Annotated in this window: 9 protein-coding genes; 4 read left to right on the plus strand and 5 right to left on the minus strand. The window is 63.3% G+C overall.

Annotation, left to right across the window (positions count from 1 at the left end; genetic code table 11):
- Positions 1-2: 2 nt before the first annotated feature.
- The 3 genes from ACIBI6_RS37460 to ACIBI6_RS37470 are packed head-to-tail and all read right to left on the minus strand — an operon-like array spanning position 3 to position 5,274.
- Positions 3-1,280, minus strand: a complete 1,278-nt coding sequence (locus tag ACIBI6_RS37460) for a restriction endonuclease subunit S (RefSeq protein ID WP_396959705.1) — start codon at positions 1,278-1,280, stop codon at positions 3-5.
- A complete protein-coding gene (locus ACIBI6_RS37465; protein WP_396959707.1) occupies positions 1,277-3,274 on the minus strand; it encodes an N-6 DNA methylase in 1,998 nt (665 codons plus the stop codon). The genes ACIBI6_RS37460 and ACIBI6_RS37465 overlap by 4 nt, the downstream gene beginning before the upstream one ends.
- Positions 3,271-5,274, minus strand: coding sequence for an N-6 DNA methylase (locus ACIBI6_RS37470; RefSeq protein ID WP_396959709.1), 2,004 nt, complete (start codon positions 5,272-5,274; stop codon positions 3,271-3,273). Before ACIBI6_RS37470 ends, ACIBI6_RS37465 begins: the two co-directional genes overlap by 4 nt.
- Before the next feature lie 192 nt (positions 5,275-5,466).
- Here ACIBI6_RS37470 and ACIBI6_RS37475 point away from each other — a divergent pair, with 192 nt between their 5' ends.
- The 4 genes from ACIBI6_RS37475 to ACIBI6_RS37490 all read left to right on the plus strand — a co-directional run bounded on the left by ACIBI6_RS37475 (position 5,467) and on the right by ACIBI6_RS37490 (position 11,815).
- A complete protein-coding gene (locus ACIBI6_RS37475) occupies positions 5,467-7,962 on the plus strand; it encodes an AAA family ATPase (RefSeq protein WP_396959711.1) in 2,496 nt (831 codons plus the stop codon).
- On the plus strand, positions 7,959-8,339 hold the full coding sequence (locus tag ACIBI6_RS37480) for a hypothetical protein (RefSeq protein ID WP_396959713.1): 381 nt from the start codon (positions 7,959-7,961) through the stop codon (positions 8,337-8,339). The genes ACIBI6_RS37475 and ACIBI6_RS37480 overlap by 4 nt, the downstream gene beginning before the upstream one ends.
- Positions 8,329-8,988 carry a hypothetical protein gene (locus tag ACIBI6_RS37485; protein WP_396959715.1) on the plus strand — a complete coding sequence of 220 codons (660 nt, stop codon included), beginning with the start codon at positions 8,329-8,331 and terminating at the stop codon, positions 8,986-8,988. Before ACIBI6_RS37480 ends, ACIBI6_RS37485 begins: the two co-directional genes overlap by 11 nt.
- A gap of 163 nt (positions 8,989-9,151) precedes the next feature.
- Positions 9,152-11,815: a DEAD/DEAH box helicase gene (locus ACIBI6_RS37490; protein WP_396959717.1), complete on the plus strand. Its 2,664-nt coding sequence runs from the start codon at positions 9,152-9,154 to the stop codon at positions 11,813-11,815.
- A 471-nt stretch (positions 11,816-12,286) separates the two neighbouring features.
- Here the strand turns inward: ACIBI6_RS37490 and ACIBI6_RS37495 are convergent, their stop codons facing one another.
- Together ACIBI6_RS37495 and ACIBI6_RS37500 are read right to left on the minus strand one after the other, a co-directional pair.
- Complete coding sequence (locus ACIBI6_RS37495; RefSeq protein WP_396959719.1) at positions 12,287-12,655, minus strand: YbaB/EbfC family nucleoid-associated protein; 369 nt, start codon at positions 12,653-12,655, stop codon at positions 12,287-12,289.
- Between the two features lie 56 nt (positions 12,656-12,711).
- Entirely contained in the window at positions 12,712-12,969 is a 258-nt protein-coding gene (locus tag ACIBI6_RS37500) for a hypothetical protein (RefSeq protein ID WP_396959721.1), read from the minus strand.
- Positions 12,970-13,042 lie beyond the last annotated feature (73 nt).

Raw genomic sequence — 13,042 nt, forward strand, 5'->3', positions numbered from 1 at the left:
CGCTATACCCCCTGGGTGAGATTCCGCCCGGAGGCGGTGGTGACATCGAATTCGCCGGTCACGGCGGCGGTGATCAGAGATTGGCGGCGCTCAGCAAGCAGAGTGAGCTGCTTATCGCATTTGCTAGTGAACTGATTAACTCCCTGCCGAGCTTTCGCAAGGAGGTCGACGGTTTCAAGTTGGCGACTCAACGGCGGCACAGGAATCCGCACATCACGTACCACTTCCAAATTTATCCGAGACCGAGTAGACCCTCTCGACAACAGAACAGCCTGCTCCGAAACGGGGGGCGAACTCATCGCCCAGGCAGCATAGTCATGCATGACTCGAGCTTGATCAAGCCGGAGCCTAAAACAATCCGCTTTTACCATCGCTGGTCCGATACCATCCGGTACAACACAAGCGCGACCAAGCGGGTTGCCCTGGTCGCCAAGCCCCGCGACGACGAGGTCTCCAGGCCTGGCATGATGACGTCCTAATGTTCGAAAATACTCCATCGGAATGTAGGCCGCATCGCGCTCACGAAAATCCGCCCGACCAATATTGCCGAGTCGAATGACTCTCGCACCCGAATCCGAGTAGTGCGAGCTTGTCAAAGCACTTCCGAACGGACCATCAGTTATCGCAATTACGAACCGACGAATCGGCACCCAAGAGAAATCATCACCATCGGCAACGATCGCCGTTGACCATATCGCGTTCAGACGCGCATCTGCGAGCGAGCGTTGCGCACTACGTAATTCACAGAGCCGGTCCATACGAGAGGTTTCGGCGTCGAGGAAGTCGGCGATGCGGCGCTGTTCTTCCAGCAGTGGCGCCGGAATTTCCAATCCGCCGACTTGTTCGAAGTTGAGCCCGTCCCGATTTCCTCCGACCTGCATCCCGAAGATCTGATCCTGACAGACGTTCGATGACAGCGCGTACGCGAGGTAGCGTGGATCCGTACTGCTCCGAGGCCGAATGATACAAACGTGCTGATTTACATTTGCTTCACCCAGTCCTGCTCGAAAGTACGTTACACGCCCGAGGGACGCGCCCGTGATGTTCAACAGGACATCTCTCTCGCGGACTCTCGTGCCGTGCATCTCACGGTGCGTAAGGTCGTCGATGTAGGCGACGTCGGTCAGGTTCAGGCCTCCGAAGTGGATGTTCTGGCTACGGAGAAACATCACTCCCGAATCTCGGTAGGTCTCGGAGCCGCCTGATGGCGTCTTGCCGCTCCCGATCTTCGTGGCCATCTGTTTGACCCGGAGTGTCGGAGTCGCCGAGGCGTCACTCACCGCGTCACCTCCCCCAACAACTCCTGGATCTCCGCCTCCAGCGCCTTCAACTCCGCGTCGATCTCCGCCAACGGCCGCGGCGGCGTGTACACGTAGAAGTGCCGCGTGAAGGGAACCTCGTATCCCACTTTGGTTTTCGCGTGGTCGATCCATGCATCGGGAACGTGAGGCAGGACCTGGCGGATCAGGTATTCATTGACGTCCTCGGTCAACGGGACATTCTCGAAGTCGCGCAGGTCGGGGTCCGGCTCGGGGGCGCCCTTCACCATCTGGACCTCACCCTCGGGATCACGTGTGCCGACAGCCTCTCGGAAGACTTTGACGAAAGATGCACCGCTGGGCCACGTTTCACCAGCACCGACAATGGCGTCGCGCATGGCGGACACAGCATTAGCCTTCGTCTTCCAGGCAGCACCGACCAACGGGGTGAGAAGCGCTCGGAACGCGTCGGAGTCGCCGTACTGCTTCCGGACCGGCGCCGAGGAGCCCAGCTTATCCAAACCTTCGCTGGTGAGCTCGAACCGCAGCTTCAGCGGTCGCTCCACGGTGATGCGGCGGTACCCGAAGTCCTCGTTGTTGAACACCTTCACCTTGCCGTGCAGCGGGTGGGTCGGGTCCTTGGCGACCGTCAGCGCCTCGCCGTACAGCCGGGTGATTTCCCGAATCTGTTCATCGCTGAGCTGCTTACGCTTGTCACCCAGCGACTTCCGCATCTTCACCCAGTAATCCCGTGCGTCCAACAGCACCACCTTGCCCTGGTGATCAGGCTTCTTACGGTTGGTGAGAATCCAAAAGTATGTGGAGATGCCGGTGTTGTAGAACAGCTGGTCCGGCAGTGCGACAACAGCTTCCAGCCAGTCGTTCTCGATGATCCACCGGCGAATCTCGGACTCGCCGGATCCAGCAGCGCCGGTGAACAGCGGGGAACCATTGAAGACGATGGCGATCCGGCTGCCGCCCTCGCCGGAGGCGTTCACTGGCTTCATCTTCGAGATCATGTGTTGCAGGAACAGCAGCGAGCCATCGTTGATGCGCGGCAGCCCGGCACCGTAGCGACCCGCTTCACCGAGGTTGGCCGCCTCCCATTCGACATCGTCCTTGATCTTCTTCCACTCCACGCCGAACGGCGGGTTGGCGAGCATGTAGTCGAACTTGGTCTTCGAGTGACCGTCGTTGTCGTCGAGGGAGTTACCGAGGACGATGTTCTCGGAGTCCTCACCCTTGATCATGAGGTCGGAACGGCAGATCGCCCACGACTCCGGGTTCAGTTCCTGCCCGTACAGGTCCACTGTCGCCTGCGGGTTCAAGGCGGTGATGTGGGCTTCCGCGGAGCTGAGCATGCCGCCGGTGCCGCAGGCCGGGTCGAGTACGCGGCGGACGACGCCGGGCACCCCGAGCAGGTCGGCGTCCGGCGCGATCAGCAGGTTCACCATCAGTTCGATGACTTCGCGCGGGGTGAAGTGTTCACCGGCGGTCTCGTTGGACTGTTCGGCGAAGCGCCGAATCAGTTCCTCGAACACGTAACCCATCTGATGGTTGGACACCACCTCCGGGTGCAGGTCCAGGTCCGCGAACTTGCCGACCACCTGGTACAGCAGACCTGCCGCGTCGAGTTTGCGGATCTGCTGGGCGAATTCGTACTTCTCCAGAACCTCACGCGCGTTCTCGGAGAAGGCGCCGATGTAGGTGATCAGGTTCTTCGAGGCGTAGGTCGGATCGGCGGCGATCTTCTTCAAGGTGAGATCGCTGGTGTTGTAGAACACCGCGCCGGCCGCCATGGTCAAGAACTTGTGCACGTCGAGGTCTTTCCCCGCCAGCGACTCGGCCTTGGCGATGACCGTGTCCCGGGTGGGCGCCAGCACGCACTCCAGGCGTCGCAGCACCGTGAACGGCAGGATCACCTTGCCGTAGTCGGACTGCTTGTAGTCGCCGCGCAACAGGTCCGCGACCGACCACGCGTGGTTGGCCAACTCGCTGTGCTTGCCGGTGTTCACTCACTGCCTCCTCGAGGATTACTGACGTCTTCGTTTATCGCGCTGCGCGTGGTCGGTTCGAGCGCACCGGCTATGAGACCGGTGGTCAGCACCTCGGCGACCTGATCTACTGCTTCGCCGGCCTGAGTCAATGCCGCCCGCAGCTGGTGCACGCCGCGAAACGCTTCGCCGTAGCGGTGTTGCTGAGCCAACGGCAGCAAGGGTATTCGCGTTCGGTGCAGGGCGGAGTGAATCGCGGTCGTGCCACCGGAGGCAACGTCGTCGATGCCGCCGATGAATCCGGCGACGAACCACGGGTCCAGGCGTTGTGGGTCCGTGCGCACGAGTTGGACGTTCGGGCCGAGTGCGATCCCCGCCTCTTCGGGACCCGCGATCCGGAAGGCTTGGCCGCGGGGTGCGCGCACGGTCGGCACGAGAACGTCACCGATCTCGACTTCAACCGTCGGGCTGTCGGGTTCCACCTTCACCTTGCCGGACGCTGGACTACCGATGGCGATGTCGCGACCGGTGATGGCCAACCGGAGATCTTCGTCGTTGGACGCGGTCGACCTCGGTGGTTGAGCACGCAAGATACGTACGGCTCCTCCCGCAGCCAGATCGGAAATGGTCGCAGTCCGCCATGTGGCACCCGAGATCTGCGCGACCTGACCGACAGCTTCGGACGCGTGAGCCAGCTCCGCGACCGAAGCGCGGAGTCGTGAGAGCGCCGTATCAGCCTCGCCAGCAACGATTCCGGGGTCGATCGCCAACTTCACCCGCGGTCCGGGCGTGAGGTCGACTTCCTCGTCGAGCAGGTCGACAACCCTGACAACGGTCGACACGTTGGGCTCTTCGGCCTCCGCTGATCGACCCTCGACGAAGGCGGACCACACTCGCCGCACCGTTTCGGCGACCGGCGGCCAATCGACAGCGTCGCCGGCACCACTCTGCGCGGCCTCGCCCGCAGCCGTATCGACGAGAAGCACACTGTCGAGCACCGCTCCGTCGGGGTCCGCTTTCTCCATGATCCAGATCTGCAGATTCAGTCGAGTCCAAAGGAGCTGAGGGAGTCGCGGCGGCAGGTTGATGACAGCGCGAAGCGCTCCCGCCCGCAGCAGCGAACTACGGATTCGCCTGCCCGACGTCTTCGACGCGGCAAACGTGGGAAGAAGCAGAACGGCAAGTCCGCCAGGACGAAGGTGCGCGAGAGCGTGCTGTACCCAAGCAAGTTCGGAATCCATTCGCCCCGGCGTGCCATACGCCCACCGCGGGTCGTCGATATGCGCCCGATCCGAGCCCCAGTCCCGTCCACTGAGCGGACTGCACAGCACCGCATCCGCCGCTAAGCCTGGGAAAGCATCGTCGTGCAGACTGTCGCCGATGGCGATAGTTGCGTCGACCTCGGTTTCGGCCTGCACCACCAGATGAGCCAGGGCTGCTTGGGTTTCCGAAATATCCTGACCGTAGAGCTCTGTGGCACCATGCGCCGCGGCGGCGGCGAGCAGCGAACCGCCCCCACAAGCGGGGTCGAGCACTCGCGCCAGCCCGGCCCCGAGCGGCTGTAGAAGATCAGCCATGAGTGTGGCAACCGGCTCGGGAGTCCGGTAGAGACCGACGTTCTGTTCACCACCGTGCGCGTGGTCCGCGAGCGCCTGAAGGGCCGCCCGCGGTCCCTCGACTTCGGCAGCATGCGCCAATGTTTTCAGGACGCCGGACATGGCATCGGTTGTCGCGGAGTCCGACGACACCCAACCAGATTCGGACTGCTTCAGCCCGGCAAGCAGAACCTGCGCGTCGTCACTGGATAACGACGAACGCAACAGCGTCTGCAACGACAGGATCGGCGCATCGGTGGCATCTTGGCCACGGTCGGCCAACCATGCTTGCACCGCGTTCCAGTCGAATACGGGCCGAAACTCGGTGCCGCCCACCGGCTTCGGGAAGTCCTCGTGACGCTTACGCCAGTTACTCACAGTCGCGCGGGTCACGCCGACCAGCTTGGAGATTTCCGTGGCGGTCACGGGTGGAACCAGGTTCGACATGTCACCTCTCTCGTGTACATCACGATCCTGGCGCATGCTTGTGTGAAAATCAAGGCCATTTGAATCCATTGACAACATTCACACTCGGTAAGATGATGTGTACATCAGGAATGGCGCTAGTCGCGCTGACTCCATCTGGCTCCACCCGAATCACGAAAAGGGTTCACCGCCATGACCGATCCGCTTCCGGACAGCACACGCCTCGCACCATGGATTGCCGAACAAATCGACGGATCGGACCTCCCCGATGAGGTGGGACTACTGATACTGGCCGCCTTCGAAGGCGATCAAGCGCTCGACGACTACCTCGGAGGGGGTACGCCGGCTCAGCACGCCGAGAAGCCATCTGCCGCTAAAACACCATCAGATGCTCGCGGCACATTCCTCACTTCGGTGCAGGTTGAGGGTTTTCGGGGGATTGGACCTGCCACGACGTTGAATCTGCGGCCTGAACCGGGGCTGACGATTGTGGTGGGACGCAACGGATCTGGAAAGTCCAGCATCTCCGAGGCGCTGGAGCTCACGCTCACCGACAGCGCTTTTCGCTGGGCCGGCAAGAAATCGACACAGTGGCGTGACCAGTGGCGCAATCTGCACCACCCCACCGCGCGCATTGCGGTGAGCTTGGTAGAGGAGGACAACGAGCCGGTCATGGTGACCCTCGACTGGCCCGCCGACGAGACCGACGTGAACCGGCACACCACCCGCACCCAACGACGCGGTGGCAAGCAGCAGATCGGTCGCGGCGACCTTGGATGGGACGGACCGCTGCAGCGATTCCGGCCGATCCTGTCCTATGACGAGCTCGGCGCGATGCTCAACGGCACCCCCAGCGATCTGCACGACGCGATCTCGCGAGTCCTGGGAGTCGAACAGCTGACAGACGCGATCAATCGAATCTCGTTGCGGCACAAGGACCGCAAGGCACCCGGCGACGACCTCACGAAACGACGTAAAGCTCTTGCTGAGGCGGTCGCGGAGCTTGACGACGAGCGGGCCGCCGCAGTGGCGCCGCTGCTGAGAAGAACGGTGCCCGACCTGCTCCAGCTGCGAACATCACTGCACGAGACCGAAGCCGGTGCGAGCGGACCGGTTCCGGAACTGCGCGCGCTCGCAAACCTGACGGCCCCGGTCACGCCAGACAGCGCCATTGCTATCGCGAAGCGATTGCGCGACAGCGATGCCGAGTTGGCCGAGATAAATGACCTGGCCAGTGACCGCAAGCTGTCCACACTGCGGTTGCTCGAACAGGCTCTACAGGTACACGAAGAGCACGGCGACATGGCGTGCCCTGTGTGTCACGGCGGCACACTCGACGCGGCTTGGTCTCGTGAAAGCCGCGCAGCGGTGAGCGCGGACCGTCAACACCTGGCTGCGCTGAACGATGCCCGGAAACTGATGGAATTGGCACACGCCGAGGCTGTTCATGCGCTGCAGTCGGCGCCCGCCAACCTCGACCGCTCCCCTGTTCAGGATCTCGAGGAGACAGTGACTGCCGCCCGCAGCGCGTGGCAACAGTGGGCCGCGATCACACGCGGCCCTGTCGCACCGACGATGACACAGCTCGCCGACCATCTGGAGGCGAACGTCGCTGCACTCAGCGACGCGGTCGACGCGGTTACCGAGGACGCGGCGGCATGTCTCGCGGAGCGCGAGGACCGATGGCAACCGGTGAACGCCGAACTCCATGCCTGGTGCGCGGCTTGGCAGGCATGGCTCGCGGACAAACCCGTGGTCGATCAACTCAACGAGGCCAAGAAGTGGCTTCAGGACAACGATCGCCGACTGCGCAACGAACGCCTCGCGCCGATACGTGTCGGCGTCCAGCAGGCGTGGGCGATGCTGCGGCAGGAAAGCAACGTCGAGATCGGGGACCTCTGTCTGGAAGGGTCCGCGACCCGGCGCAAGCTGCGCATCGACTCACGGGTCGATGGTGTGGCCGCTGATGGACTCACCGTGCTGAGCCAGGGGGAGCTCCACGCATTGGCACTCGCCCTGTTCCTGCCTCGCGCCACTATGGCCGAATCACCGTTCCGATTCCTGATTCTCGACGACCCCGTGCAAGCCATGGATCCGGCCAAGGTGGACGGACTCGTGACGTTGCTCAGCGAACTCGCCCAGACCCGGCAAGTCGTGGTCCTCTCCCACGATGACCGCCTGCCCGCCGCGGTGCGGCGGGGAAACTTCGCGACCACGATCGTGGAGGTCAACCGCGGCAAGGACTCTCAGGTGTCGATCACCACGCTCACGGATCCCGCTCGACGCTACATCGCAGACGCGTTCGCACTGGTGCGCGAGTCCGAGGGCGGCAGACTCCCCGATGCGGCGATGCGCCGGACGCTGCCCGGCATGCTGCGGTTCGCCGTGGAAACAGCCGCTCGGCACACCTACTTCACCCGCAACATCAGGGCCGGACGATCGCTGGAAACACTCGAGAGCGAGTGGGGAGCAGCCGCCACTACCCGGCACAAGGTGATCCTCGGAGTGTTCGGAGAACCACAGGAAAACCACGTACTCGACCAATGGGCACGTGCGCAGTATCAGAAGTCCGCGCTAAATACCACGGGACCCAAGATGCACCACGGGCTCGCCCCGACCTCCGATCCAAACCAGGCGGCAAGAGATGTCGAGCGCCTGGTCGACGACATCGAGAAGGCGGGAAAGTGAGCAGCCTACTGACTATGGCCGCGGCGCAGGTCGCCCGGCAATCCCCGCACAGCAACAGAATCGCGGCCTGGCTCACCCGGACCGCGCTGGAGCAAATCGTCGATGAACTCCTGCGCGCAAAAGGAATCGAAGCAGGCGGTGCCAGCAGCCGGGCCCGCCTGGCCTGTCTCGAGGTCGCCTACCGCGATGAGCGTGACGTGCCGGCCCGATCTCAGTACGCGTGGACGCGGTTGTCCGAAGCGTGCCACCAGCACGCGTACCAACTGTCCCCCACATACCAGGAAGTGCGGCACTTGCTCGAAATCGTGCGCAGTCTGCAGGCGAGCCAACCACCAGTCCAGTCCCCCAGGAGAAAAGCAACCACCGATGAGCAGTGACCGAGATTCGATGTACCGTCGCCACGATCCGGCCCTCGGTGGGGCACCAGACCGAACGATCACCGACCACGACCGCGGTGTCACCGTCTCGCTTCGAAAGCTGGCGTCGCGACAGTGGCGTTTCGTGGTGCGGCTCGCGGAGTTCGAGCAGCACGGCGGCGTACGAATCGGCGAAACCGTCTCCGAGGGAGAGCGATCGACGACTCGGCGAGCCGAATCGTTGGCTTTGGAGCTCGCGAAAGAAGCCGAACAGCAGGCACGCGCGATGGTCTCGGCCGAGCGCAACGAACGGCATGCAGAATGGCGTCGCCGGGACAACGAGCAGATCGAGCGAGACCAGCACAATGCCTCGGCAGTAGCCGCGACGCTGCAGCAACTGCTCCACTTCGGGGATCCACTACGCAAAGCTGGAGAGTGGCGGCCTGGCGACGTCATCGAAACCGCCCCGTTCCGCCCCGGCGTCGGAAAGCCGGTGTCTGCGGCAGACCTCGCCGCATTCACCGTCATCGCCGCTGACCGCACCGACCCGGACGTCTTCGCGGTGTGCACCACTCACAGAGCAATTTACGGAACATACAGCCAGGGCCACGCGCGCGAACTGCTCTCGAAGCGCGACCGATGGTGCCCAGGTTGCAACACCGCCGGGTGAACAACTGCATGATGTTCAACACAGGCATGGTGCAGGTCGACTCGACCGCGTCGAGCGGACCAGATGATCGCGCACTGCCAAGGGCCGATATCGGCGCAAATACAGCCGTAACTAGTTGCCGGAGAGAGCCTTTCAATCTACGCCAGTCCGATAGGATGCAACTATGACGGGTGGGGAACAGCAGCAGACCGATCGATCCTCCGAACAACTCTCCTGGCCCCGGATCAAGGCACGCACACTCGAAGCGCTCGATGCCATGATCGCCTACCGGGCCGAGTCGGTGACGCTGAAGGCTGTTGCAAACGTCCCGGTGGAGCTTCCTGCACGTTCCAAGCTGCTGGCAGTTCAGACGGTCAAACCGCCGCGCGGCGGGTGGAACGGGCAAACCTTCTTCGTCGTCGATGCCGATGCGGCACGGGGGCGCAAACCGCCGATGCATGAGATCCACCTCATGTATCCGCCGCAGGGGCAGCGGGTGGTCGGCGAGGTGACCCCAGCAATCCGCCGGGCCATGGGCACGGCGACCCATGTGCGGATGATGTACTCCGACGATATCGATCTCAGCCTGCTGCGCATGTTGCGGGCCTCCCTGCAGGAGGCCACCAGAGGGCCGCTCTTGCCGGACCTCTGGTCTACCGAGGGCCTTCCGCCATTCGCCGATGTGGCCGGACTGAACCGTGAGCAGTCGGCCGCCTTCGCCGCATTCACGAAGGGTGGCGCCTGGCTGGTATGGGGTCCGCCGGGCACCGGTAAGACCACCGTTATCGTCAAAGCCGTCACCGATGCACTCGCCCACGGTCGTTCGGTGTTGATCGCTTCGAACACCCATGTCGCCGTGGACAATGTCGTGAAAGACCTCGCAGACGTGGTCAACGAACCTGGGCAGGTCGTGCGTGTCGGTGATCAGCACAAGATTGATCAGGAAGTCGCCGACCATGACTGGCTGATGCTGGACCGTGCGGCGGCCACGCTGACCAACCGCGCGACCCGCCTGCAGGAGATTGCCGACAAGCTGCGGGCCAACGACGAGCACGAAGATCGCAAGGCTCTCATCACGCTGTCCGACCGGCTCGCCGATCCCGGCCTCGATGTCGATGCGATCGTCCGCGCCTACCACGCACGAGCCCAGGCCGTTGACGCCGCCGGCCACCATGCCATCGCCGACGAATTGACCCGACAATCGGACCAGCTTGCCGCCGAAGCCGCCCTGCTGCGGCAGCGAGCCGACGAATGCGCACCCGACCCCGAGCTTCTCGTCTCGCTGCTGCTGGCCGAACAGCGCCTGTCCACCCGACAGCGGGCGCTGGCCGCGCAGCGTGACAGCTGCGAAGCGAGTGTCCGTTCAGCCCTCGATCGTTGTCAGGGATTGCAGGAAGATGTCGACGCGCTGATCGCCGAACGAGCTACCTGGAGCGGTCGTTTGCCGTGGCGGGCGGCCGAGCTTCAGCAACAACTGGTGTCCGCACTGGACCGTCGGGAACGAGCGACTCGACTCGCGGCCCAGGAGAGCGCTCGGTTGGACCAGCTCAACATCGAACTCGCCACCATCGACGCCGCGACGCCGGGCGCAGCTGCCGCGGCAGAATCAGCCCGGACTGCCGACCGCCGCGCGCAACGACTCCGTGAAAATGCCGATGATCGGGAACGTCGCAGCCGCGACGACGCCACCGCCGCCCGGGCCGCCAGGTCCGCAGCCGAACGGGCGCAAGCGGAAGCCGACACAGTTCCCGACCACGAGTTCATAATCGCCACTGCCGAACGAGAGGGCATCGCCGAGCAGATCGCTGAACGAGACCGCCTCAATCAGGTGGTCACGACGCTCGATCGGGAGCTGAAAGAACTCGAGAACGAGAAGCGCAAACTCGATGACGAATACGCGAACACCCGGCGGGAACTACTCGAGTCGGCACCGGTCATCGCCTGCACCCTCACCGCGCTGACCATGAAACCCGAACTGGCCAACCGTCGATACGACACCGTCATCGTCGACGAGGCAGCCTCTGCCCACATCCCGCACCTCGTCCATGCGGGCTCCAAAGCGGACCGCTGCTTGGCATTCGTCGGTGATTTCCTCCAGAACTCCCCGATCACCGACATCGATGATGCGCGCACCCAGCAGCAACGCGAACTGCTTCCCTGGCAACGAGACGATATCTTCGCGCTGCACGGCATCACCCACCGCGCGGGCGCCGAGCGCCACCCCCGATGCGTTGCCCTGCGCACTCAGTTCCGCTATCCGCCGATCATCGCCGGGATCGTCAACGATTTCTGCTACGACGGCCTCCTCGAAACCCGATGGCACGGCACGCTCGACGGACCGGTGGTGACGTTCATCGACACCGCGGGCCACCCCGACCGCGGCCTACATCGATATGGCACGTCGTGGACTCACCCGCTCGGGTTGCGACTACTCGATATTCTCCACGAACACCGCGACACGACAGGCACATTGGGCCTCGTCTGCCCCTACAGTGCGCATGCGCAGAAGGCCGAACTCCATGTCCAGGCCAACGGATACGACATCGCGTGCGGCACCTCGCACCGATTTCAGGGACGCCAATTCGACACCGTCATCGTCGATCTCATGCAGGACGACCAGCCGCGCTGGGTTGCCGCGGCCGACCTGTCCGGCGGCCAACGTCAGGTTTCCGCGGCCAAGCTGCTCAATGTGGCGATCACCCGAGCCAAACGGCGGCTATTCCTGATCGGCGACTGGGGGTTCGTCCGGTCGAGCCAGGCGCCGGGCATGCGGGCACTGGCAAACCTTCGACACAGCGATGAGTTCGACCTCGCCCGCGCCACGGAGATTCTTCCACCGACGAGTTAGTCGGCGGCAGTGGCACGGTCGACGCGAGTTGTGCCAGCCGAGCCAGGAGCGGGCTTCGACGTAGTCGAGGCCGAGCCGGGTCGACACCGTCGGCGAATTCTGCCGACATCATCAGAGGCGCAACGAAATTCGACGGAATCGTGATCCCAGACAATGCCTCAGCTTGATTTTCAAGTGCGCCACAGTCGTAGCGGGTGGCCACCGCCCGCCAGCCGTGCCCGGCCGCCGTGACGACACTTGCGATCACGATTGGCGACCTCATCAGACCGTTCAGGAATATCTGTGCGGATTCGCTTGCATCGCAGTCGAGTTCGATTCGATGCCGCCGAGTAAGTCCGGTCGGCGATCACCACGCCGGGTTTGCGTCGCGGTGGCCCGCCCGCAAGGCGCGGCGCCGCCGTCGCGTCGAGCACCGCCGAAGCAGCGGCGAATCGCCTGCCCGGTCGTGCGCAGAACGCCCAGACTGCAGCGTCAGTCTCTGGTCGCTGTACTCTCGGGGCCGAGTAGCTCCTGAATGAATTTCATCGCGGTAGCAGACTCCGGGTTGTCGGTGTAGGTCCGAGCGATAGATTCTGTCTGCTGGTGCGCATCCGATTGGGCCCGCTGAATTGTTTCGAGCAGCACTCGGACGAGCTGTGCGTCGCCGAGCCGCAGCGCCTGTGGCGTGAGTCGCAAGTCAGCGATGCTACCTTGCGAGTCTGCGGTCACACCCAACTCGCCACCACGGGAACTGGCACGAACGGCGATCTGGCCCAAACGTTGCCGTAAAGCCCGGTTCTTGCGCTTCCACTCCGCGGAGAGCCGACGCTGGTCCTCGTTCCATTGGCCTAAATAGTCCATGACGACAACCTCATGCTTTCATCAGAAATAGTCACCGCACGCGCGGCCAACCGTGATCACTCTCGGTAGTAGCCCACCTGGTAGTCGCATGATTCATCGACAACGAAATCGGGAGACAGGTATTTGGCGAGTTCTGGCAGCTTCGATTGCGGCACGTCGTACCCTCCAGCCTCCGGAGGAAAATTGATGCCGTCGATCTCGCAGCTGTCGTCGAAGTGAAGGATTTCTTGCAAAGTCGCTGTGTCGAGGCCCTGCAAAGGATGATCGCGGACCAAAAATTCGGTCTTCTTATCGAACGCCTCTAAATACCACATATCAGTTGTGCGCTACCACACCGCGGCAGATGATCGCTGCGGGGAACCCGCGCTGGCCGCGAAGGTACCGTTC

Origin of the sequence: Nocardia sp. NPDC050412 (genome assembly GCF_044458825.1) — a bacterium.
Taxonomy (GTDB): domain Bacteria; phylum Actinomycetota; class Actinomycetes; order Mycobacteriales; family Mycobacteriaceae; genus Nocardia.